Annotated in this window: 15 protein-coding genes and 1 pseudogene; 3 read left to right on the top strand and 13 right to left on the bottom strand. The window is 43.2% G+C overall.

Annotated elements, in window-relative coordinates:
* Positions 1-26 precede the first annotated feature (26 nt).
* The 3 genes from ASG93_RS02550 to ASG93_RS02540 form a co-directional block, all read right to left on the bottom strand.
* A complete protein-coding gene (locus ASG93_RS02550) occupies positions 27-1508 on the bottom strand; it encodes an ABC transporter substrate-binding protein (RefSeq protein ID WP_056828499.1) in 1482 nt (493 codons plus the stop codon).
* Between the two features lie 74 nt (positions 1509-1582).
* Positions 1583-2476: a carbohydrate ABC transporter permease gene (locus ASG93_RS02545; RefSeq protein ID WP_056828497.1), complete on the bottom strand. Its 894-nt coding sequence runs from the start codon at positions 2474-2476 to the stop codon at positions 1583-1585.
* 21 nt (positions 2477-2497) lie between these two features.
* Positions 2498-3418, bottom strand: coding sequence for an ABC transporter permease (locus tag ASG93_RS02540; RefSeq protein ID WP_056828495.1), 921 nt, complete (start codon positions 3416-3418; stop codon positions 2498-2500).
* 200 nt (positions 3419-3618) lie between these two features.
* Between ASG93_RS02540 and ASG93_RS02535 the strand changes: the two genes are divergently transcribed.
* Entirely contained in the window at positions 3619-6000 is a 2382-nt protein-coding gene (locus ASG93_RS02535; RefSeq protein WP_056828493.1) for an AraC family transcriptional regulator, read from the top strand.
* 62 nt (positions 6001-6062) lie between these two features.
* Here the strand turns inward: ASG93_RS02535 and ASG93_RS02530 are convergent, their stop codons facing one another.
* Entirely contained in the window at positions 6063-6941 is an 879-nt protein-coding gene (locus tag ASG93_RS02530) for a helix-turn-helix domain-containing protein (protein WP_056828491.1), read from the bottom strand.
* Positions 6942-7084: 143 nt separating this feature from the next.
* Between ASG93_RS02530 and ASG93_RS02525 the strand changes: the two genes are divergently transcribed.
* Positions 7085-8665, top strand: coding sequence for a HEAT repeat domain-containing protein (locus ASG93_RS02525; protein WP_056828489.1), 1581 nt, complete (start codon positions 7085-7087; stop codon positions 8663-8665).
* Positions 8666-8952: 287 nt separating this feature from the next.
* Here the strand turns inward: ASG93_RS02525 and ASG93_RS02520 are convergent, their stop codons facing one another.
* Both ASG93_RS02520 and ASG93_RS02515 read right to left on the bottom strand, forming a co-directional pair.
* Positions 8953-9891, bottom strand: a complete 939-nt coding sequence (locus tag ASG93_RS02520) for a hypothetical protein (RefSeq protein ID WP_056828487.1) — start codon at positions 9889-9891, stop codon at positions 8953-8955.
* A gap of 116 nt (positions 9892-10007) precedes the next feature.
* On the bottom strand, positions 10008-13370 hold the full coding sequence (locus ASG93_RS02515; RefSeq protein WP_235550705.1) for a DUF5107 domain-containing protein: 3363 nt from the start codon (positions 13368-13370) through the stop codon (positions 10008-10010).
* 117 nt (positions 13371-13487) lie between these two features.
* On the opposite strand from ASG93_RS02515, the gene ASG93_RS02510 reads away from it, so the two are divergent.
* Positions 13488-14378: an AraC family transcriptional regulator gene (locus ASG93_RS02510; RefSeq protein WP_056828485.1), complete on the top strand. Its 891-nt coding sequence runs from the start codon at positions 13488-13490 to the stop codon at positions 14376-14378.
* A gap of 37 nt (positions 14379-14415) precedes the next feature.
* Here ASG93_RS02510 and ASG93_RS02505 read toward each other — a convergent pair.
* From ASG93_RS02505 to ASG93_RS02475, 7 genes and pseudogenes are all read right to left on the bottom strand, one after another.
* A pseudogene (locus ASG93_RS02505) lies at positions 14416-14624 on the bottom strand (Fe-S oxidoreductase); the annotation flags it as partial.
* A gap of 52 nt (positions 14625-14676) precedes the next feature.
* Positions 14677-15024, bottom strand: a complete 348-nt coding sequence (locus ASG93_RS02500) for a hypothetical protein (protein ID WP_162262819.1) — start codon at positions 15022-15024, stop codon at positions 14677-14679.
* A gap of 23 nt (positions 15025-15047) precedes the next feature.
* The gene (locus ASG93_RS02495) at positions 15048-17108 is read right to left on the bottom strand and encodes a hypothetical protein (RefSeq protein WP_056828477.1); all 2061 of its coding nucleotides are present in this window, start codon (positions 17106-17108) and stop codon (positions 15048-15050) included.
* 274 nt (positions 17109-17382) lie between these two features.
* Entirely contained in the window at positions 17383-22089 is a 4707-nt protein-coding gene (locus ASG93_RS02490; RefSeq protein WP_056828475.1) for an OmpL47-type beta-barrel domain-containing protein, read from the bottom strand.
* 124 nt (positions 22090-22213) lie between these two features.
* Positions 22214-23821 (bottom strand): ABC transporter substrate-binding protein, encoded by a 1608-nt coding sequence (locus ASG93_RS02485; protein ID WP_056828473.1) that lies wholly within the window; start codon positions 23819-23821, stop codon positions 22214-22216.
* Between the two features lie 87 nt (positions 23822-23908).
* Positions 23909-24802, bottom strand: a complete 894-nt coding sequence (locus ASG93_RS02480; protein ID WP_056828470.1) for a carbohydrate ABC transporter permease — start codon at positions 24800-24802, stop codon at positions 23909-23911.
* Between the two features lie 35 nt (positions 24803-24837).
* Positions 24838-25806, bottom strand: coding sequence for an ABC transporter permease (locus tag ASG93_RS02475; RefSeq protein WP_063891740.1), 969 nt, complete (start codon positions 25804-25806; stop codon positions 24838-24840).
* Positions 25807-25970 lie beyond the last annotated feature (164 nt).

The raw sequence follows: 25970 nt of genomic DNA, 5'->3' as shown, positions 1-25970 counted from the left end.
ATCCCCCACTATAGATAAGTTAAACACTATTTCTGTGTTTTTCTCCACTCATCAACTTGCTTTTGGATTTCAGCAAGCACTTTATCCTGACCTGCCGCTTTTCGTTTATCGCTGTAAAGTTTCATCATTTTGTCCGGATCATCAAGTCCGTTTATAAGAATTGGCCTAAACTCGGTTGTTATAGCAGTTAATTGAGCAACTTCATTTTCAACATTTGTACGATCGAAATTGAAGCTAATGGTAGGGTCAATGAGAGAAGAATCATTCAGTTTCTTCGTTTGCTCCCATACATCATCCGCCTGTCCGGGTACGACAAAGCTATTAAATTCGTTGCCGAATAACCAGCCAGGTACGGTATAAGCATTTGGTTTCGGTTCGATGCGGTTAGCAGAAACTTTCGTATAATCTTGTCCTTCGATACCAAATTTCAGCAAGTTGAACAGCTCTTTATTTGTATCGATCAAGTTGATCAACATCATCGCGCGATCCGGGTTTTTCGACGTAGTGCTTATTGCGTTCAACGTACTAGTAACAGCAGATTTACTAATAACTGAAGGACCTGTTACGAGAGGCACAACATCAAAACCATATGATGACTTTAAATCGGCTTCATTTCCTGGTTTCTGACGGCTGTATCGGCTGAATACTTTTCCAGCCTTGATTAAGGATAACTCATCTTTCAGAGTAGCAACGTCCTGCGGGAAGAAGCCTTTTTGGTACCATTCTCTCATAAGCTTAAATTGAGGAGCCAACTGCTCAAATTGGTTATAAACTTTCCATGTCTTTGTATCTAGTACAAATGTATCAACAACTAATGAAACAGTATCCTTGTATGCAACATTAATTCCATTACCGTCTCTAACGGCAGATATGCCTGGTTCTCCATCTTTAATCGTCTGGAAAACAGGGGTTAAATCTTCTAACGACTTCACTTTGTTCAAATCGATTTTGTATTTATCTACAAGATCCTTCTTCAACCACATTCCTGGCTGATCTCCCATTATTTGGTTATTCGGAACGCCATACGTTTTCCCATTGACTCTAACGGCATCCCAAATTTCCTTTTTAAACATTTTAGTCAAATCTGGATATCTTACCAACAGATCGTCTAACGGAATATACGCTCCTTTACTGACGTTATTCAAATAGTTATTTACCCAGCTTGCAGTAAAAGCGATGTCATATTCTTCTCCTGAAGACATAACTAGCTGCATCTTTTTGTCGTAATCTGCTGGAGCGACATATTTGAATTCAACCGTTGCCTTGATTTTGTCATTGATAATTTCGTTTGCTTTTTGCATGACAGCAGCCACGTTCTTAGGCTCAGCGCTTCTCAAGTACCAAACTAACTTTACAGGCTTTAATTCTTCAGGCTTTTGGGTCACAGCTGTTTTGGCAGTGCTGGTACTGCTCGGACTCTCCGTCTTTGCAGAACAACCTGCTAAAAGAACCCCTATTGTCATAATTGAAGTTAAAACCACACTCATCTTACGAATATTATTTACCATGCACAAACCCTCCATGTTTATTTATTTTATTTTAAAACTAGAATTTGTAATTCTAGTCTTAATTCATTCTTAGGCTAACCTTTGACCGCGCCCACAGTTAATCCTTTGGCGAAATACTTTTGAAAGAACGGAAAAACAAATAGCATTGGCGCTATTGCTAGCATACACATGGCCATTCTGGCTGATTCGCTCGGTAATTGACTTAAAGCTGCCGAATCCACCAGTCCGCCATCTTGCATATTTTTCAAAATTTCTTGGATGTTACTCAACATTACCTGCAGTAAATATTGGAGTGGAAACATGGATTGTTTGTTAATAAATAGAAGCGAACTGAACCAAGAATTCCAGTAGACAAGTATTGTCAAAAGCCCTACTGTTGCTAAGACTGGTGTTGATAATGGAACAATTATCGTTAGGTAAATTCTCATCTCGCTTGCGCCATCGATTTTAGCAGATTCGACTAAGGAGTCCGGCAGCGCTTTGAAGAAAGTTCGCATCAGAAACATGTTCCAGATGTTCCCTAATAAAGGGAGAATCAATGCCCAATACGTATTTTGAACATGGAAAACTTTCGTCATAAGAATATAGTAAGGAACAATCCCCCCACTGAATAACGTTGTAAAGAATAAATAAAAAGTAAGGAATTTACTGTATTTAAAATCTGACCTTGATAAGGCATAAGCACACATGGAGATCATAAGCACCGATACAAAGGTACCTACCGAGGCCATGAGTATCGTAACTTTATACGCGTTAATAATGGTCATAGGATGCTCCAAAATATAACGGTAAGCGCCAAAATCAAGCTTCAACGGAATCAAACGGTAACCAAACTTCGAAATATCCACTTCATTGGATAGTGAGATAGACACAATTGCCCAAAGCGGGATTACAAACAAAGCGGAAATAGCTATGAAAAATAGATGAATCGGCAGCATGGAAAGCTGATATTTCCTGGAACTAACCATTCCCACTCCTCCTCCTTTTCTCTAAAATAACGAATTGTCTGAATTTATTTTACGCGCCAACGCATTCGTACCGAGAACAAGCAGTAAACCTAGAACCGATTTCGTTAGACCAGCTGCACTTGACATGCCAACATTTCCTGAATCAGTTAACGCTCTAAAAATATAAGTATCGATAACGTCCGTTGAGCTGTATACGGTTGGCGAATTCATTGGAAGCTGGTAGAACAAGCCGAAATCAGCTGTAAAGATATGTCCAATCGCTAAAATCGTGAGAATGGTCATTAGCGGAAACAGGAAAGGTACAGAGATTTTGGTAAGAATCTGCCACTTGCCCGCTCCATCCATTTTGGCCGCCTCATAATAGGTAGGGTCAACGCCTAAGAGCCCCGCATAATAAATGATGGCCCCTATCCCTATCTCTTTCCACATGTTAGCTATTGGCATTATGTAGATCCAGGAACCCGATTTATTGTACCAATCTACCGTTCCTAAACCGAGTTCTCCTAACCATTGATTCAACATCCCCGATCTTGGATTTAAAAAAGAGTAGGCCATGTAGGCGACCACTACCCATGATAAGAAATGAGGGTAGAACATGATCGACTGGTACGTTTTGAGAAGTTTCTTACTTGTTATTTCGTATAAAAGCAAGGCTACAAACACGGACCCTAGCAAATTAAGAACAATAAACATTGAATTGTAACCCAACGTATTACGGACAATTCGCCAGAGATCGGGGGACCCGAATAAAAACTTAAAATTACTGAAACCCACCCATTCACTGCCTAAAATACCTTTGTTGAACTGGTACCTTTTGAAAGCGACCATGGCTCCAAACATAGGTACATAACTGAAAATAGTTACATAAATCACGAGTGGTAAAGTCAAAGCAAGTAACACTTTATTTTTTTTGAAATCTTTCCAAATTTGTCTTAGCTGCATGATTCCAAGCCTCCTTCTGGCATTTATCGTAACAGATTATTTACTGGGCAAGATAGGCACAAAAACTAAGAATCGGTTTAAATACAGGGTTTAAATTATGTGAATGAGTTCAATCTTGACTAATTCAATTCCAAATTTGTTGACTTTCATCTATAATAAATCAAACAACACCGGACTTTTTATCGTAAAGGGTGAATCGCATGAAGAAGAGATTTTTTCATACTGGACAGCTTTATTTTTATAGCATGTTTACGAAAATCACCTTCTTACTTACGTTGATTATGCTCGCACTCTTACTGTTTCTACACATCAACTTTACGAGCTATAGTATCGGGCTGCTCAATTCGTCGAATCAGAAACTAATGAACCAGATTTATCAAAATGCGCTGCAAATTAATAACTCCGTGCGAACTTACGCAACGGCCATTTTCAACAACCCAAATACATCCAAATTAATGCTTAGCGAAGACATTTCCATTCTTGATGAACTTAACAGCATTAAGACCATTGATACTTCTTTAGGAAGTGCGCCATTTATTTATTCCGCTTATGTATATAACGGGAAAACGAACACCTACTATGTGATTGGGCCGAATACAGTCACTCGGAAGGATCAGTTTTACGATACGGAACTGGCTAACATGTTTAAGGATCCGAAGCAACTCCAGTCTCACACACCTATTCCCAGAAAAATTCCAGTATCAGAATTAGATCCAACGAAGTACGAAAATGTATTTTCCTACATCCTGCCTGAATATTTTCCTGATAAACAGTTGAAAAATGCACTTGTTATTAATGTCCGAATGGATTGGATCTTCAATTCGTTAGCTTCCTATCAAGAAACGGATTCCCTAAATGGCAATAACATCCTAATTATCGATCACAATGGAAAAGTCATTGCAAATTCTGATCAAGAAAAGGAGTTATTCTTAAGCAGCTTGTCGGGCGAACCATTGGTTTCTCAAATTTTAGGCTCCACCAACAAATCGGGCGTTTTCACAGCTGACTTTAGAGGCACTTCATCCATCATTACTTACATTTCTTACGAAACTTCACCATGGATTCTGGTTAACATTACCCCTTACAAATATATTGCAGGAACAGTAAGTAAGTTGAAAGCGATTACAGTAACGATAGGACTCGTCATGCTCATTATCTGTCTTATTACAGGCTTTCTACTTTCCAAAAATCTGTATCATCCCGTGCGAAATCTCAGAAAAACAATTGGACGTCTGAACAAAACACAGGAACCTGATCAGGATCATAACAATGAATTCGAGTACATCACCGATTCCATTCAGTCCACCCATTATCAGCTGACATCGCTTGAGGATTTCCGCAAAACCAATTTATTCACGTTAAAACAAACGTATATGAAGGATCTCCTTTTAAGTAAAAATGTAAAAGAAGTCGATTATGAAGAGTTTTTCAAACAACATAATGTTCATTTTGATCCAAGAAGCTCTATAGCCCTTATTCTGTTCAAAATCGATCATTATGCGGCCTTTCATGCCAATTACAGCTCGAAAGACCAATCCTTATTGAAATACTCACTACTTAATATAGCCAATGAAATCGTGCATCCTACCTATCCATGCGAGTCTATCGATGCGGGAAGGGATCATGTGGTTACTTTATTAAATATGGACATATTTGGCGAGAACGAACGTGAGTCCACAGCTCACAACGAGCGTGTGAAGAGCTTGATACAAGAGATTCAGCATGTGTATGCCAAATACTGCTCCATTAGCGTTTCTGCCTTTATTAGCGCCCCTGTTGCATCGATTAAGGATGTTCGCGCATTATATGAAAGAACGCTGGAGCTATCCCACTATCGTATCAAATACGGTCATGGTTGCCTGTTAACACAACAAGCTATGAGTAAGGTGACATGGTCCGACTTTAATATCAATACGGCTTCTGTCCAACATTTTCTAGATTGTATTCAGAAAGCCAAATTAGAAGAGGCCAAAACAGCCTACTGGAATTTGATAGAGGAACTGACAGACTGCAGCTTCAATATCATCATGTTCACGTTATCGCATTTGTCCTCCAGCATCTTCAATATGGTTAACCTCATGGAAAAGAATGGCACTATATCCTTTGGTCTGGATTTCGTTTCCTTTGACAATACAATCAAATCAATGGAAGTATTCGACGAGATCAATACGGAGTTCATAGCCCTAGTAGGCACAATTGTAGGCAAAATAGAACAAAATCGAAACGAAAAATCCGACATCGTCGTTTCCAACGCCATCCGATTCATTGAAGCCCATTATATGGATAAATCCTTATCTTCCAATAAGGTAGCAGATCAATTTAAGTTGACGCCTGCTTATTTAGGCAAACTATTCCGTGAGTATTCTTCTCGTTCTATCGCCGACTACATATCAGAAATCCGTCTAGTTAAAGCATCGGAATTGCTCAAGGAATCTCCTCTAAATGTAGATGAAATTATTGAGAAAATCGGTTGGGAAAACAAAAAACATTTCTTCACTTTGTTTAAAAAACGCTTTGGAACAACTCCTACCGAGTATCGGCTAAAATCAACAGTAAGCGACATTCAGGAAATGTCGCAGTAGGTAGTAATTAGTAGCGGCCTTTCTCCTATTCGAGAAGGCCACTTCTTTCATAATGAAATTGCTCAAGAGTTGTATTTGAGTAGATTCGCTTCTCGGAACTCTCGTGGTGATAAGCCGTTTAACTTGCGGAATAGCTTTGAAAAATAATGCAAAGACGAAAATCCGTGCTTGTCTGCAATCTCGGTGATGCTCAGATTCGTAAAGAGCAGATCGTCCTTCGCCCGATTGATCCTGAATTGGATGACATACTGTGTTGGCGGCAATCCGGTTGCATCTTTGAACAAATCAAAAAAGTATCCACGGCTTATGCGCAGCTCTCTGTAATAGATTTCTAAAGGCTGCAGATTGCCTTGTACGAGATCTTGATCCAATCGCTCGAGCAATTTGGACATGCGGAGATTGGGGATATGCTCCTCTTTTAGGGCAAAGGTTAGAAAAAACTCAATAAACTGCTGGAAGCTGCTCTGGACCTTTAGACTGCGAACGTAAGTCCGCTCGTTTGTATAGTTATTTTCGGTATAAAACTTCTCGAAGAAATCCATCCACAACCGCAGCTTCTCCACTTTCACATGCTCGGGTAAAGAATAAGGAAATGCAGGTCCGATCAAAGTAGGAACCAGGGTGGCTGCATCATAGCAGATCATGCTCGGTTGGGTGAATTCGTCCCGACGGTCCATGTATGACCAATCGAAATAACAACAAACGTGAACCATCGGGTCCTGGCTGTCGGCAACCCAATGGTGCGGCTGCCCTGCTGGTATGTACACGAGAGAACCGGCTGCTGTTTCATAAGAACGACCATTGGTGTGAATAACACCTCTTCCCTCGCTGATCAAATATAGGGAGGAGGCATAACTGATCCGATTGTTGCTAGCCTGCCTTTTGGAGAATGGGTACCGTGTTGCATAGTACACGTACGGATGTAAGTCGGCGAAATCCAACCACGGTCACCACCTTATTCGTAAAAATTAAATTGTATTTGATATGACGATTGTACAAATAATTGACGATTTTGCAAATACAAATTATTCCGAATACTGTAATGTTTATAAGTGACGATGAAGATTTCTAAGGAGGAAATAACATGTTAGATAGCAAGTATTTGTTGACAGATGAGCAAATGATACAATTTATTACCAAAGGCTATCTGGTACTTCAGAACGACATGCCTCACCAACTTCATGTGAGCATCATGAATCAGATCCATCACGTTATGCATAATGAAGGCAACCCTGGCAACAACATTCTGCCCCGTGTCCCGGACATTCAGCAGCTATTCGATACTTCAATCGTCAAGGGAGCCCTACGCAGTGTACTTGGATCAGACTATTACATGCATCCACATCGCCACTGTCATTATAACCAACCTGGAAATCAGACGCCGGGTGGCGGAAAATGGCACAAAGACGGCTATTGGTCTTCCATGCGCAGTCATCGGCCGTGGTGGGCGATGCTTTTCTATTACACCCACGATATTACCGAAGATTTAGGGCCAACTGCGATCATGCCAGGCACTCAATACTACGAGAAATTCCTCGGCGACCAAGGTGAGACGCTGCTGCCCACAGGCAAGGCGGGTACTATGGTACTTGTGCATTTCGACTTGTGGCACAAAGCTTCGCTGAATGTATCAGAACTAGATCGTTATATGCTTAAGTTTCAATTTCTCCGATTGAGCGCACCAGAGTTTCCGAGCTGGAATCATCAAAGCAGGGAGATGATTGTGCCGGAAGGAACGCCAGCTATCCATATGAATTTATGGCAAGATGTATGGGATTGGCTCCGCGGAGAACCTACGGCAATGCAGGTTGGCGCGCCAAAGAACGCGGAGCGATTGTTGGCATTACGGCAAGAGCTTGAGTCCGAGAATGCGGCCCATCGCGGGCAGGCGGCGGACGAATTGGGACGCATCGGAGCAGAAGCGGCTTCTTGCGCTCCCTCGCTAGCGCTTTTATTGAACGATCCGGTGGAAACGACCGCTTTGAATGCAGCCTATGCGCTTGGACACCTTGGAACTCAAGGGATCGAAATGCTGATCAAGCAAATTACGGACGGGTCGAACCTGACAGCGGAACGAGCCGCATACGGATTGCAAGGAGCTGGCATTGAGGCGATTCCCGAGCTTCTCCGTGTTATGAAGCATGAGGATGAGAAGCGCAGGGCGTTGGCAGTTTTCGTACTCGGGATGATAGGATCTTCCGAAGGTGAAGTCGTACCCACACTTATCTCAAGCTTACAGGATCAAAGTGAATGGGTTCGCCGGAATGCGGTTGAATCATTAGGTATGCTCAAGAATGCTGGTGAACAGGTTGTTTCGGCATTAGCAAAAGTATTGAAGGATTCTGTACGATATGAAGCTGACGACGATACTTCAGAATCGAATCATACGGATTCGAAAAAGTCGTATGTAGGCGATCAACCCTACATTACGAATAAGGTCGGATATACGGCGGCGCTTTCACTGCTGCGCACCGGTAATATTGGCGATGTGCAGGAAGCCGTCCGCTCCTTGGAGCAAGCGCTTTACAGCAAAGACCGTTACGTCAGAGCTTATGCAGCGGAAACACTTACCCATCTGCGAACGGGCGAAGCGGTTGATATCTTGATCCGATATTACCGCACTTCCCGCTGGTGTCCGGATACAAGTAAAGTCAGTACCTTCTAGGGGCCTTTTACTAACTTAACATGAAAACGGGGTTGTCCTATAAGTAGGTAAATCTACTTGAGGACAGCTCTGTAAGTTTGACCTTATGGATCATTCGAATCGTATTCAGCAAGCAAATGAATACTTCCATTGGAAAAATTCCAATGGAAGTGAGTCTCATGCTTCAAAATTCGCACTTATATTGGAAATTTTCCAATGGAATTGGCTTATAGGTTATCAATTCCCTACTTCCACTGGATTTCATCCAATGCAAGTAGCATGCAGCTTTGAATTGTTGTTTTCTTGCACTAATTTATGACTACTTCAATAAACCACTTGTACTCCCCGTTAGCTTCGACAGTGGCCGTTTCGTTATGTCGCAAAGCATGGGAAAGATCATCCATCTTTCCTGTCGCAGGCTCAATTGCAAAATGATAATGACCGCCATATCCACCATAATTAGCCCAAATCGCTAAATAAGGTACTTGTTCCGGAGGAAACCGGAGCGTAACTGCTTCGCCTGTCGCAGGATCGCTAAGCTGGGCCCAACCGTTCTTAACCTTCTTTGCGAACCAATATTTTTCTGCAAATTTCCCTTCGGCTGGCTCGATCATGCTAAGATCTACGCTTCCGTTATCCGTTTGAATGAGCGGCCAAGATTTCCTGTCATTAAAAACGCCTAGACGCTCCTGTTCTGAATAAGAGATCTCAATTTCTGTCATATTGTTCGGAACGTTCAATACCATACCTTCTCGGACTCGAAATAAGGGATGTGCCGCCCAAAGAAAGGAAAAAGGCGATGAGGCATGATTCTTTAAACAATAATCAATTCGCAATGTATCTTCATCTGCAAAAGAATACACCTTTTCCAACGTATATGGAAAATGCACACCATTTACTCGGCAATATAACTCATCGCCCAGACTATGACTGCTCCATTCCAAGGACCATACTTCCCCATGGTCTGGGATCATCTGGTTCTTCCACGGTTTTTCCGGATAGAAGCACTTGTTAATGCTTGGAAACATTTCATCCCAGCCGCTCTCGTCTCCCGTCGAGAAGGAAGAACCAAAACCTGTGTTTCCCAAAGGTTTACCGCTTCGCCAGAGCCACTCCCGGTTCGTTTTTCGATTCACAAGCGATGTTACCTTACTGCCGAGACTCGGAATCACGGTTAACGAAATCCCATTTGTTTGTCCAACCCAAGTTAAATAGCCTTCACTTTCGATTTGTGTCCAGCTTCCCAAGTCTATCCCTCAATTCATCTTTTTGATAACCTGCAAATAGAAAAAGCGCCACTCTGTCGAATGGCAGCTTACTAGGTAATTATTACCAACTCTACTCGTTCACTTCACCTAATTATTTAGCACAAACGAAGGTGAGTACTCGCCCCTTGGTGATTTTTATCTAAACGAAGCACTTCTTCCAGCTGCAATTTAGCTTGTTCAAGCTTGCCGATTCCTATGAAGCCCAGCGCCATCATATAGTTGCAGTGGATTTCATTACGCTTGTTAAGATCGTCTTCGAACACAAGGAAATCCGGCAGCGAGACAGCGAAATAATCGAATTTCACTTGATCGAAAATATGCTTTTCAGCATAGTCAATGAGTTTGTTGAATCGGCGCTTAGCCTCTTTTTCATTTAGCAGCTTCAACCATGCCAAGCCTTGGTAAAAAATCATATCCGGTGGCTGATCGTTATAGTACATCACGCTGGCTGGCTCATCCAGACCTAAGGACGCCTTCTCGAAAAACGCTAATGCGTTATCCGTCATGTTCAAACCTTCAAAAGCACAGCCTAAATAGTAAAAGATTTGGTTATCTTGTGCTCCGGCAAGCTTTCCTTCACCGAGGTTTTCAGGAAAATGAAGCGCTTTTTGCAAAAGTTCAAGCGCTTGCTTGTATTGAGCTTCATCTAGTGCGCGTTTGGCCAACTCTACATGTGAATAAATGTACTGACCGGTTACCTTGCCCTCCCCGCCTTCCCAGGGATGAAAATTCCGAGAAACCAGAGCCTCTGCAGCCTGCTCGTGTTTGCCTTGTGCATTGAGTAGTGTAACGTATTCCAAATAGAGATCGTCGCGCTGAACGACTAAATCCTTGTGCTTTTCAAGTTTTTCAAAACGATTCTCCGACGAGTAACCGAGCTTTTTGTAAAGCTGATCAAGCTCATAAAACACCCTTGCGTCATTCTGCTGGCGTTCAAACGCTGTTTCCAAGGACACAAGAGACGCTTGAGCGTTACCGCGTTTATTGAAATAGGCTAGCGCTAAATTGCGGTGAACGGTTGCGAAATCGCCGCGAATATCCCGGGAAGATTCCCAATGGCAGATTGCGTCTTCGTAACGTCTTTTGTCGTACAGCAAGTTACCTAGATAGTAATGCGCTTTATCGTCATTGGCATTGAATGCAATGGCGCTTTCCAATATAAGCAGATCGAACCAACTGTTCGGGAAGCAATAATCCGGAGCCGCTGCATTTCCGTGTTGCCGGTGTTTTGCTGCGCCTTCCAGGTTGCCCGCTTTCTCATGTAAGTAACCGAGTGTATAGTGCAGCATCGGGTATGCATCCGTGTTCTCGTTCTGAACAATTCGATTTAGTACGTCAATCGCCTCGGCATATAAACCGCTCCCGGCATAGTCCGCTGCGAGGTTCAAGTAATTATGAGCATCGCCGCGCATGAGCAGGATTAATTCTCCAAGCACACGATCGGCGCTATCTCGGTCTCCTTGGGCTAAATTCACTAGATAGCATTCGTTATACGCTCCAAAATCAGCAATATCAAGCTTAAGTGTTTCTTGGGCAAAAGCGAGCGCATTCTCGCCCGATCCTAATTTGCGCAGCAAGGCTGTTTTCAAATGGCGCGCCTTATAGTTGTGCGCATTACGGATGAGCGAACGCTCAACTAATTCTAGCGCCTCTTCATAATTCCCTTTTTCGCAGGCGATCTGAGCGAGTGAAAAGTAGCCGCTGTCCTGCCAAGCTGCAGACCAGACTGCTTTATAAAAGGCGGTGAAAGCTTCATCCAAACGATCCTGCAGTTTTAGAGACACACCCAACTGGTAGTAGGCTTCGCTGTCGTACGGATTCGGGTTACGCCACGTAAGCGACTTCACCGCCGTGCGGAAATGCCCTTCGGCCTCGCGGAACAAACAGCGGCGGAGCAGCAGCGTTCCATACGCGACATTGATTCGGATATCGTTCGGATCGCGCTTGAGCCCCTCCAAATAGTAATCGTCCGGCTCGAACGTTGCATGGCGGTACTGTTCCAGGTGCAATCCGGCCAAATATAGCTGCTCGTTCGAAATCAGTTCCTGCGGTTCTTGAAGCGGCTTGGCCGCATCTGGCACCTGTTCAATCGAAGGTTTAATTGGACGATAGGATACGAGCAAAATGCCTTTTTGATCCCAAACTTGCACCAACAAATCATGCGGTCTATCTGCTTCGTCAAGTATAATCACCGATTTATACGTTGAGACTGGTGATAATTCAAGTTTTTCCTTTAAATAGGTGCGCTTACGGCTTTTTAGCTCCACAACAGCATCCGGGAAAAGCGAAGTTGCATAAACATGAACAACCGCTTCACGGGTTGCTTCATCGACTTCAAGATTAACCGCGGCATCGATTGTCGCATTTTTGACGACCCCAATATTTTTGTACGGCATAAAGTACTGCTTGAACGATTTCTCCTCATACGGCTGCAGCCAAGTAAAATCCGGTTGATTGTCGGTATATACGCCTGTCATCAATTCGATATACGGCCCGTCTTCGTCGGTCAGATTGCGGTCCCATGCTTGCCCGAATTCACCGTTCCCCCACGTCCACTGCTTTTTCCCTGGGGAAATATGGTGGTTAGCGACGTGCAATAGACCTGCCTGTACGCCGTGATCATAACCGCCGACAAAGTTGTAATCGGATTTGTACGCCATATAAGAAGTTGGAACCGGAATGTTCTTGTACCGCGAGATATCAACGCCAGCGGAATAGTCCATTTTGTAGTAGGTGCCGGTTGCAATCGGGAATCGGGACACATCCCGCTTACCGTGATCGAATACAGCCGTAACGTCCTGCGGAAATACGGATTGCGTATTTTCGTTAACAGCAACCGCCGGATTCGCCCACCACAGGAAGGTTTGCGGTTCTGGTGTACGGTTGTAAAGCTGCGCTGAGATCTCCAAATACGCCTTACCTGGATACAACGTAAAACCAGCGGTTACCTTCGTGCCGTACATGCGATCAATCTCGCTCACCCATGCCGTTGCGCTTCCATCCTCGTTCACTGTGAAGCGATATTCTACGGGGCCGAATGTGTTGGGACGATGATGCTGCGGCCAGTTGAACTCGATACCTCCTGAGATCCACGGTCCGGCGAGACCAACAAGCGCAGGCTTGATCACTCTGTTGTAATAAACGAAATCGTATTGATTCGTTTTGTCCAACGCGCGATAGATCCGTCCTCCGAGCTCCGGCATCATTTCAATTCGAACATATTCGTTTTCAAGAATAACCAGTCGATAGCTTTTCATCACTTTCTCGTCTGCTATTTTATCAATGACAGGATGCGGATAGACGCGTCCGGAGCTGCCTTGATACACCCGTTTTTCCAAGAACATTGGATTAGGATTGGGCGCTCCGATTCCGTAAGTTGGGATTTCAACCTCTTCTTCCCACACTCGAACCGCTTGACCGTTCTGCTGAGCCATTGAATCTGTCTTTTCACTTCTCATTAGATGACCTCCTGCTAGATGATATCTCTAATTTACTTCTAGGACTCCGTTCTGCCAATTGACGAAATGCGGTTTATGATGGATGATATTCTTATTTCAATAAGAGGTGTGAGATTGATGGAAACGATTATGAAACCAGAGGGCTTCCAAGAGGAATGGCTTCATGTCATGCCCGACTATATTTTGAAAGAATTAGAGCAATCTGAATTAACCAAGCACCTATATATCAGCGATATCGGCGTATTTCCGCGAGCCCAGTACCATTATCGGGAACGATCTGATGGAAGCAATGCCCATATTGTTATCTACTGCACGGATGGCGAAGGATGGATCGAGCTTGAAAATCGGAAGCCCCTGCAATTAACCGCGCGGCATTTGGCCGTCATACCTGCAGGCATACCGCACCGTTACGGAGCATCTTCCCATTTACCCTGGAGTATTCACTGGTTTCATTTGCATGGCGATCATGCCGCTCCATTAATTAAAATGTACAATTTGTACGAGGGCTCCATTTATTTGCCGCATATCATAAACGCAAAGTTTCTGGCGGAATTCGAACACTGCTATGAATTGCTTTCGAATAAAGCGTATTCTATGGCTATACAAGTCCATGTTTCCAATGTCTTTCGGGAGCTTTTGAGTGATATCGGAATGAGTTCAGCGGGGTCTACGCAAGACAAAAAAAGGGAGAACTATATGGAAAGCGCCATCCAGTACATGAACGACCATTTGGAGGTTTCCATTACACTCTCCGATTTAGCCAAGCATACTGGGGTCTCGAAACAGCATTTGATTTTTTTATTCAAGAAGGAAACCGGCTTTCCGCCAGTAGAGTACTTTTTACGTCTCAAAATTCAAAAAGCGAGCCAAATGCTCGATTTGACCGCCCTCACGATCAAAGAAATCGGAAGCGCGATCGGCATATCCGATGCCTACTACTTCTCCAGACTTTTTAAGAAAATGATGGGAGTTTCCCCAACCGAATATCGTAAAATACCGAAAGGGTAGCGATGAGCCTAAGAATAGACCCTTCATAATTGTGCACTTTTACGCCTAATAACCGACTACCGTGACAGACGGGTGATAAGTAACTTTGTGAGGAAACATAGCTCCCAAGTCGGAAACACCCAGTACTTGAACGAGGAATTGCGTAAATTCGTATGTTTTCTCAACAAGACGGTTCGCCTTAGCTAAATTCACAGGATCATGCTCAAAAAACTTCGGATAATAATGATGGATCATACTCGTACATGAAACTTTCATGAGATCTCTTCCCTTCCTAAAGCGATAGCAAATAGACTTCTCGTTACTTGCGTGCTAACTTGGTAATACGGCCGAATTGCGTCCACTCCGCCACATAGACATTGTGCTGTGAATCGACGCAAATGCCATGTGGACAAATCATCTGCCCTGGCTCGGACCCTTTTCCGCCCCAAGAGCGGATTGGCACACCTTTGGCGTCATACTGATGAATCCAGTGTTGACCATACCCGTCGGTAACATAGATATCGCCATTTGGTGCGACACAAACGTCAGTTGGAATAAACTTACGCTCGCTGTCGTAAACACTTGGAAGTTCAGGCGTTTCAATCGTTAATACCGATTCCCCATCCATCGTCATTTTCACCATAAGTTCTCTTTTGGTATCTGTCACGTACAAATACTCGCCGTCGACTTCTAAGCCTGCTCTAATGTGAAATGAAGCTTGATTTCCTTCTGAGCATCCTTGCTGCTCCATTGCGCGAGACGATAGTTGCCATTTCGATTCGGCATCAGCCCGGGAAGAAGCTCTAGTTCCACTTTATCCGATTCAACTTCAGGTTGAATCGTATAGATAGCATTCGAATAATGGGCGAAAAGCTTATTACCTTCGACGCGGATGACCGTCTCATCCGTTCCGTTAGACACGAGCACCGGAACCGTTACACCAATTGCGGATAATTCCGTATCCTCTGCAGCCTCCACCGACCATGCCGTTGTCACGCCATCGTGTGCAATGCGATAAGATTCTGTGATCGCCGCTACACCCTCGATGCCAGTCCTCGGCATCAAATCACCAATAGCTCTTAAAATAGCTGGGTGTTGATCCTCATCCGGTGAACGCAAATCCATGTCGTTTATAAGCTGAAGTCCCGTAGACTCGTAGCGTAGTTTGAAAGATAGTGCATCGCCATTTTCCTCCCCACTTTCAAGCAAAGCATGCCAATGCAGCTTCTCAGGATGGGTTGGTGTCCCGTTGTCATTCAAGGAATGAAACGTTTCGTGCTTTCTTCTGCCATAGTTAGATAACCTGTGCCACGTACCGTGTGCATCCCTCCATGTCAAGCCTATAGCTGCTGGCGTATGGGGGCGCGGAATGATTTGTTTAGCCACAAAATAATTCAAATGAATATTGCCGTTGAGCCCAGCTATCCCCATCGAGAGCGCCGTTTCCTCCAGATAATCCGCTTTGTGGAGCCTCACCCATCCGGTTGCGTCATGACCCATTTGCGCAGCAGTATCCATTACGAGATGATAAGCTCCTTGCTGAGGTCCCGTAGTAGCATAAATCCGGTTAAAGGACTCAATCGGCACGACATATCCGCCCAAATCCGAAGGTGCTGCCTTCTCGCGTATGCTTTCGTCAGCACTTTCAAAGCACGAAGCAGCAATTTGAGCGGCATACAAGCTGTATGTCGAATAATAGGCATAGAACTCCCAACCGTTACGGAGACCGCTATCGAACCGATTTTTCAACAACCGAAATTGGGTGGGATCCTCTATCCAGCGCAGAATGGATTGTAGTGCTTTGCGTGCAGCTCGTTTAAAGATACCTGCCCATTCTCGATCTCCTTCTTTGGCATAAAGCGTGGCTTCCCGTTCACACAGATTGGCAAAGGTCAGTTCATTCCAAATAATCTGGTTACTCCTGCCTCCGCAGCTCGTCCCCCCGGTGGTAGACTGCATAAACAGCATCGTTTGAGCCCCTTTGCGAAGTTGCCTTTCTAGAAATGTCTTCCATTCGCCGTTATAACCGGCATCTATTAACCCGCTAAGCTGTTGACGCGCAGCCAAATCATAGGCGACCGGAATATTCGGATCGCGGTATAGTCCTTCACACGTAAAACGCGGCATTTGCGGTTTCAAATACTTGTCAATGAAAGCCATAGAGTCCGTGAAACCTTCATTTAGCCTCATCATTTCGCCATGCATGGCATAAGTAGCCCAGTTACGGATGGTACGAATGTCTGGAAAACTTCGAACCGTTTGGCAATACGTTACCTCAGGCTCAACGTTGGACAAACTCGCTTTCCAGCTATCGCTCCACTCCTTATCTACAATCGGCGCCAAAAGCTGATACGCCCGAACCAGCATGTGCGTAGTGAAATCGGCATGGTCATCAGGGACTTTATTCTCACCCAAACAGGTACTGGCCCAATCCATCGCGAGCAAAATCTGTTCTTTGAGATCCTTGCTGCGATCGTTGGCAAGTAGAATAGCTCCGGCTTTTACAAATGCAGCGGTTGCATATTCGTGTTCTTTGCCATCGCTTGGATCCAGAATCCCCCCGTATTCACTTAAAAATGGGGCGAATTGACGAACTCGCGCTTCGGCAAAGTCCAAATATTTGTCACGAGTTATTCCGGTTTCTTCGAGATCATCTAACTTGCCTTTTTGTTTAAACGCGTCGATGTCTTGCTGAATCGGGTTTACCCCAGATAAGCTTTCTAAATAGTCCAGTTCGTTGGCTGTAAACATGCTGTACCTCCGATAATATGTCCTGTCATCTTAAACAGCTTGCTGAGCTTGCGTACTATCTCCATTATATTGATGGTCAAGTAATGGGGAAACTACTTCATGCTGGATCCTCCATTAGTCATTGTACTTTACAAAGTCACCGCAAAGTTTTCCTAAACTGCACTGAATTGTTGTTTTTTTGCACATGTTGAAAATCATAGATTCATCATAGAGATGGGGCTACCCAAAGTTCGGATAGCCCAAATTCTCATGAGTGATTCAATTATGAACGGATTTATTTAAGGCTATTTTGTAGAAAACTTGCATCCCTAAGCAAATAGGCTTCTGCTTCACTTGAAATATGCTTGCCGCTTTGCGCCTGCACTTCATTTATGAAGCTGTTCAAGTTACCTTTTTCCAGTTCCTTCTGTAAGCTATTAGCAATTCCGCCGTTATCGATCCAGTTGTTACCTGTAAAGCGAGTTACCATTGCTATTAAGGAATCGATATTGGTGATGGTCTGGAATGTTACCGTCTCACTTTGCGTATTCCCCGCTAGGTCACTCGATGTTACTGTAAGCGTGTGTGAGCCAAGCGTTAACGAATAAAGCGGAATCGTTGTTGATTGCTTCACAATCTGGCCATCTAGTGTAACGGTTGTCTTGCTGTTATCCACGCCAGATAAATCATCGGTCACGGATAATTGCAGCGTTAAATCCCCGGAATCGCTGTAGCTGTTGCCATTAATAGGCGAAGAGATGGTAATGCTCGGTGTGTGTGCATCCAGATTGAACGAGATGTTCCGTGCTGTTTCCACGTTCCCCGCGTTGTCAACCGATCGATACATGATGGTATAGCTGCCGTCTAGATTTATGGTTACCGGTGCCTGGTAAGCTTGCCAGTTAACGCCTTCATCAACGCTGTATTCAATTGTGGCCACGCCTGATAAAGTATCTTCTGCTGCGAGGCTTACGGTCACCTCATCTACATACCACCCGTTCTGTCCGTTAGGCCCGGCCGCTGTCACTGCTGCTTTAATGACAGGTGCGGTTCTATCGATTTTAATTGTTACTGATTTCTGAGTTTCCTGATTGCCTGCAGTATCAATGCTGTAGTACTTGAGCTCATTCAAGCCTTCTTCATCAATTTGAACCGTATTTCCTTCTGCGAACGGACTACCGTTTAGGCTGTAGAAGGTTTGAGCAACGCCACTACCTACATCCGTTGCTGTTAACTGGATCGTCTGTGCAGCTTGATGCCAACCGCTCTGCGCATCATCGGTCGTCACAGGAGAAGTAATATCCAGTATGCGAACCGTCACTGTGGAGACATCTGAATTTACAAAACCATCGTTTACGATGAAGCTAAATGTATCTGTACCGATTGCACCAGGGTTTGGCGTGTACGTAAATGCTCCCGTTGCTGGGTCCGTAATCACTGTCGTTCCTTTCGTACCATTGCTAACGATGCTGTAAGTCAGTGGATCTTGGTTTGCATCGCTCGCAGATAAAATGCCGCTAATAGCTCTATTTTGCGGAGTCGTCAATTCAGAGCTTACGCCTACAGGCTTACTATTGGCATCTTTGATATTGATATCATCAAAATACACGGTGTTTGTATTTCCAGACCAAAAATCTCCTATCCTTATCTTGTTGAAACTAGTTACGCCAGTCACGCCTGTCGGTGGTGTTATGAGTATCCCATCGATATACATATCCAGTTTAGTACCAGAGGTATAGTCCCACTTGAACTCATGCCAGCCTAGGCTTCTGTTTACGGTTGTTGCCGTAATTGCACCACCAAGTCGTACCGAATATTTCGTTGTCGAAGTCGGAGTATTGACCATGATAGCCCGATTCGTTACACCATCATCTACGTAAGCTGCCGTTTGCATGTTCGTCTTGTTGAAATTGTCATAAAACCACATCGTAACCACTTTGTTATAGCTAGTATTGAAAGTTTGCGTGATGTTATCAACATCTTCATTAACGATGTAGCTGTTGCTGCCGGAATGCGTAATTGCAGTAGAGGTCGATTTAGAACCAGCTGATGCTACCCAGTTATCCAATCCGTTTTCAAAGCCCTCAAATGCGTTTAAAGATTGATAAACAGGAGCTGGAATGTTATTCTCTGACAAACCAAACTCATCCACATAACCTCTCAATCCGCCGCCACCTGTTTTCGTTGCATATATGGTAGCACTGGTACTGTTTGGCCCTGTTGTAAAGGAAAAATTGTCAGGACGACTTCCTGCACCGACAACGTTATTGCCAGCATTTATGCTACTTTTACTTAATGTCTTTGGAGTACCACTGACATCAAAACCGCTTGCTCCCAATACAAGGCTGTCCGTAGCAGGATTAGGGGTAGAATTAAATAATGTAAAGTCACCGAAATAACAATTAATAGCCGCCGCTGGGTTGGTGTTAGTAAATACCAAATATACGTCATGCGTCCCTACTACCGAAGAAAGCGGTATACCTCTTCTATAGAACCATTGGCCATTTTGTGCTGTGTCTAAGTTCATTGCATCCGTGGCAACTAGAGTACCCGTAGTAGGGCTATCAATATACATTTTAATTGTACCGGTACTGGAATTAGCGACTGTACCAAAGTTCACAGAGTTGTACAGCGCAGAGGATCCAAAATTAATTTGATTGAATTTTAGAGTAGTCGTCGTTCCCGGAATGATGTAACTATTCATTGAACGGTATTTCGTATTCGTAACAGGTGTGCTAGCGGCGGTATCCATGGTGCTTGCCACAACCTGTTGTCCCATTACCTTACCCCAAACACTAACATTATAGGTGGTGTTTGGTTTCAGCCCTGTTACCGTCTGGGAAATCTTATCGCCATCGTTCAAGACAACACCGTAAGAACCACTTCTTATCAAACCGCTGGTTCTAAAATCCCATCCGTTTTGTGTTACGATTTGAGGAGAACCGGTGGTAGTCCAACCACTCATATCACCAGTAGGGAAACCGCCATTTACGAGCAATTGCTTGTAAGGAATATTATGAAGCTGGAAAATTGGATTGATATTGGCAGCATTGGTTAAGTCGCTTCCCGCTTTCCATGTCACTCCGGGCTGAATAGCGCCCATGACAGGGTAAGCGGAAGTGAATCCGTCAGTAACACCGGGTAACGCAACACTACGGTAGTCGTTCGGGTTCTGCAAAGCAAAATTGTTGCCAGCAGCATTTACAAAAATAGGAGCAAGAGCTGCAGTAGTACCTATAGTATTAAATTGTTCAAAGGCGCCACCTGAGGTCTGAGAGTTGTAAGTATTTGCTGCAAAAATATTGCCGACGACCGTGGTTCCGAAGGAGCCTGTTCCATCGTAGGCAGCACCCCAACTGCTAAGACTCGTAGGGCAGTTGTATACCGTATTATTTAACAAAATCATACGTTCATTGGGGGTGTTGATTAGGAAACCCACACTAACGTTATAAACGATGTTGTTATAAACCGCGGCATTGAAGGACACATTATCGAAATAAATGCCTTCACCCGCAGTATCATGCACGGTATTGTGGTGGATCTCTGAGCTGCCAAAATCGCTGTTTGAGACGTAAAACACACCGCCGTCATAGGAAATCTTCATACAATCATGTATGTCATTGTACTGGAATATTGAACTGGTGAAAAAACCGCCAATGGCAGCACGTCCTCCGTTGTACACACTGTTATGACTAATCAGATGATTGTATCCATTAACGTTTATACCGTCGGCATAAAGTCCATAACGATTAAAATCGTGAATGTCATTATTAATCACATTGTTATCATGGCCTTTGACAATGATCCCAAATCCATACATATTTTTAATTTCACAATCGCGAACGGTGTTGTGGTCGCCATCCAATGTAAAGCCAGAAACAAAACCACCCAAAGTTGTATTAGCAGCAAAAGGTTGGTTAGTGGAATCGACCATTTCAATGGTCGCGCCCTTGAATGTGTTGGAGCTGGAATTCGCAAAGTTGATACCGGCAGCACGTACATTAATTCCACTGATGGTGATACCTGTACGACCAGATAAGTCGAAAACATACTCTCTGCTCTTCGCCTCAATAGTCCCAGTATTTGGATCCGCTCCACCTGGTACAGATACATACAAATTCTTGTTCGCAACATCCTTGTACCATACTGCTGTAGGTATGCCACTTACCGGATTTGCCACATCATGAATCAATGCATGATAAGAGTTAGTGATATAAAAACCAAAGCCTGGATTGCCGCTTTGTGGATAGTAACCGGAAGCCGTGTAAGGCCACTCAACCTGCAGGGTATTTCCGGTGTTACCCGTAATCTTTCCGGTGTACACCACAAATCCATTATTTACCGAGGAAACAAGCAAAGCCCCTTGCAAATCATTTGCTATTGTAGTAGGCACTGTGTACGAGCTACTAACCGCAACGCTGTTAAATTGTAAATTAGCTCCTCCGTTTGTTACAACAGGACTGCTAGGATTTGATGTATATTTTGCGTATTTTGTCTTGTCAAACATCTTACTGTCCGGGATGTTAGGCCATCTTGCCGGACTCAACGATGTGGTATTCCCACTGGCATCCGTATAATAGACAATATTGCCATAACCGTTATTGTAATCCCAACTCATTGGCGCCGAATAGATACCAGCATCTGCTGTGGGCGTCCATCCAGTGACCAAATCACCTCCAGACAAAGTAACGTTGTCACCATTGTAGTTCTGAAACGTCACCCCATCACTTTTAGGTATGACTGTTTCACGGTAAACACCTGCCATAATTTTGACTTTGTCGCCAGAAACCGCAACATCGGCAGCTTTTTGGATCGTCTTAAAAGCTGCCAATGTGGACTGACCATTGTTAGAGTCGTTTCCGTTCGTGCCATCAACATAGAAGTTTGTTTCCGTCGATGCAAAAGTTTTTGACGGTATCGATAGAATTGGTGTGCAAATCATTAGCATCGCTAATACCAGGGCCATCCATTTGTAAGTCTTAGTTTCACTTGCTTGAAGCATTCTCATTACCTCCTATTAGCACTTTGTAAGCGTTATCATCATTTAGTAGACATATTATAAAAAGGAGCCATTACTTGCTCTGTTAACAAGCAATGACCCCTTTCTTTCATAAGTTTACTTTAAATTATTTTTTTGTTTTGAAGAATTCGTCAACTTGCTTTTGTAGCTCAGCGATTACTTTGTCTGAACCTGCTTTTTTCATTTTGTCAATGAATTCCGCATATTTTTTATCAGAGTCAGCAATTGCTCCTGATTCTAGGACAAGCGCGTTACCTGTACCTGCATACTCTTTAACAACTGCGGCAATTTGTGCAAGTTCTGTTTTAACTGGATCAAGAGTAGGCTTAAATCCAAGTAATGGAGAAACGGTTGCACCAGCATTCGTATCCTTCCAAATTTGTGTGAAATTAGCTGGATTAGCTTGCGTTTCGAAACTATTTGCTGTATTACCCATAGCCCAGTTAGATACGCCATATTTAGAATCAGCAGTCCCTTGGCCTGAGTAACCGATTGTTTCAATTTTATTATCGGATATTTTCTTATAATGCTTACCTTCGATGCCCCAAACAAGAAGGTTGTAAAGATCTTTGCCTTTTGCAGTATCTAATAAATTAATAAGCTGCATAGCGCGTTCTGGGTTTTTGGATGTTCTAGTAACAGCTAAATTAGTAGCATCGGATAATGCGGAAATGACATACTTCTCTTCCATTGGAATTACCTGAATCGGGAAGCCATATCTTGTGCTATCAATCTTCGATTGATCTTCAACACTTCCAACCATGGTATGGAACCAAGCAATGTTTCCGTCCGGCTTACCTTCATCCTGACGTTGATTTTGCAAACTCAACATATCTTTGCGGATGTAACCTTTAGTATACCAATCCGTCATTGTTTTGATAAACAGCTGCTCTTGCGGTGTGTCATACCAGTTGATAACCTTTAAGCTTTTCGGGTCTTTCAAATCACCTACTAATTTGAAAGGCGCGGTTGCTGAGATTAACATATTGTGATGTTGCATTCCCGTAAGTACATTCGGGCTAAAACCTTTGCGTAATTGGTTGTTCTGCTTCAATTTCTCTAGGTAACCTTCGATAACAGCGAAAGACTCTTTGGATACAGGACCATTCTTGTAGAACGTTTCTTGAGCTACTTTCGGATCGATGTATCCTTTATCAATAAACTCTTTCGGTACACGCAGGGTTGGACGGCTATCTACCGCTTGCTGATAGTTTGGAATCGCATACAATTTACCATTTACACGAGCGCGATCCAATACCCAAGCAGGAATCTCTTTCTTGAGTTCAGGTGCGTATTTATCAACTAAAGCATCCAACTCGATATAAGATCCTTTGTTGACCTCACTTGGAAAATCCAATGCATAGCCTGTCCATGCAATGTCAATTTGCTCTGATGAAGCTGCCATTAGCTTCCATTTTTCAGCGTATTCCGCACCAGTAACGGGTACGAATTCTACCTTCGTATTAGGTAATACCATTGCCAATCGCTTGTTAAACTCATCCCAAACCTCTTGAGCATCTGCTTGCTTGCCTGGACTCAAAGTTACAAACTTCAGTGTTACCGGCTTTGCTGCTTCCTTTGCTGCAGGTTTTACATCAGTGCTTGCGCTTGTGCTTGTTTGGGGTGAATCCGTTTTACCGCAACCAGATACGATTAACGCTGTAGCCATACTAAGAATTATCGTCTTACTAAACACACTTTTAAGCGTTTTCACTTGATATCCCCCTTATAATCTGCTCGAATATTATATTATACAAGTATGGAACTTAGCTATAAGTCCATACTTGGTATAAACAGGTAATCACCCTTTTACAGCTCCAACCGTAAGTCCTTTTGAAAAATATTTTTGAAAAAATGGAAATACCATCAGAAGTGGTCCTGCGGCCACGATCGCCATAGCAAATCTAATTGATTCAGACGGCAGCTTATACAGATTTACATTCTCCATATTCACGTTATAAGTCATTGAAGTTTTAAGGAATTCCATTTCCATTAAGATTCGTTGCAACAGAAATTGCAATGTGTACAGCCTCTCATCACGAATATAAATTAAGGATGTAAACCAATCATTCCATTTGTCCAGTAGTACGAACAATGCGATAGTCGCAAGAGCTGGTTTAGACAGCGGAAGAATAATTTGCCAATAAACTCGAAATTCACTGGCCCCATCCATTTTGGCCGATTCAACCAGGGCATCCGGTAAGCCTTGAAAAAATGTACGTAAAATAATGATATAGAAGGCATTGGCCAGCGTTGGGAGAATATACACAAAGATCGTATTATTGATATGAAGATACTGAGTAATGAGGATATAGCTTGGAATCAATCCGCCACCGAACAGCATCGTGAAGAAAATAAAGAGAGTAATGGTTCTGCGCAGCTTGAAACTTTTTCTAGACAGCGCATAAGCGCAAGTGGACATGACAATCAATCCACAAATCATGCCACTTACCGCCTGAACGGATGTTGTTAGATAGGCATATAGGATTTGCTGTGGCTTTCCGAATATAAGGCGATATGCCTCAAGATCAAACTCAACAGGGATTAACTTGTACCCATACTTCAACAATGATTCCTCATTGGAGAATGAGACAGCGATGACTAGAAGAAATGGAATGAGAAACGCTAAACTGAATAGAATCATGAACACATGAAGCAACGTATTACCAATTTTAGCCCTAAATGAATTAGGCATACTTAACCGCCTCCTACTTACTCATTTATACACAATTAGAATAGAGCATTTTCCGGTCTTACTTTCGTTACAATCCAGTTACTGATTACGATTAGGATAAGTCCGACCACCGATTGGAACAATCCAACAGCAGCCGATATACCGAAGTCCCCTGCACGTAATCCACGATACACGTAAGTGTCAATGACATCCGTTGTTGGATACAATACGCCGATATCCCTTGGTATTTGATAAAATAAGCCAAAATCTCCTCTAAATAGGTTACCAATCGCCAGGATGATAATGATAGTTAAAACAGGCGTTAGCGAAGGTAGCGAAATAGCAAATATTTGTCTCATCTTTCCTGCACCATCAATTTTAGCGGCTTCATACAATTCCGGGTCAACGCTCATTAAGGCTGCGTAATAGATGATGGAGCTTAATCCAACCGTCTTCCAAATTTCGACAGAGACGATAATGTAAGGCCAATACTTGGAGTTGGAGTAAACATCTAACGACTCAAAACCGAAGAATTGGATCAATTGATTGAAATAACCTAATGTGGGATTGAATAACGCATATGTCATATACCCAACTAGTACCCATGATAAAAATTTCGGCATAATCATGGCTGTTTGATAGAATTTCAATGCCAATTTCCCACGAACCTCAAACAACAAGAGTGCAACTGTCACAGCTGCTATATTTCCCAAGACGATAAAAACACCAGCATAGCTTACTGTATTTCTTGTAATTCGCCATGCATCCATAGATGTGAAGAAGTATTCGAAATTTTTGAATCCGACCCAAGCACTCCCCATGATGCCTTCGCTATACTTATAATCTTTAAAAGCAAGTATGACTCCGAACATCGGTGTATAGTGAAAAATGAGGTAATATAAAATTGCCGGTAAGGTTAGGATAAATAATGCTATATTCTCTTTAACTAATCGTTTAAATGAATTGCTCCTGAAAGGCTTAGCGACTGTTTTATCAGGTATCTTATTTAAAACCGTATCTCTCATATTGCTTCCCCCTCTTCGTACTTTTATTTTAAGAAATAGGTGTATAACTGAATAGGGAGCCAAATTAAACATACGGCAACGATGTTGCGCAATTCGACAAATTATGGGCACTAAAAGCAATAAAAGTCACTTTTTTCAACTCATTATGCGAAACTCCTTCGAAA

The organism is Paenibacillus sp. Soil787, assembly GCF_001429545.1.
GTDB lineage: Bacteria > Bacillota > Bacilli > Paenibacillales > NBRC-103111 > Paenibacillus_E.
This window is presented reverse-complemented; position numbering and strand designations above follow the sequence as displayed.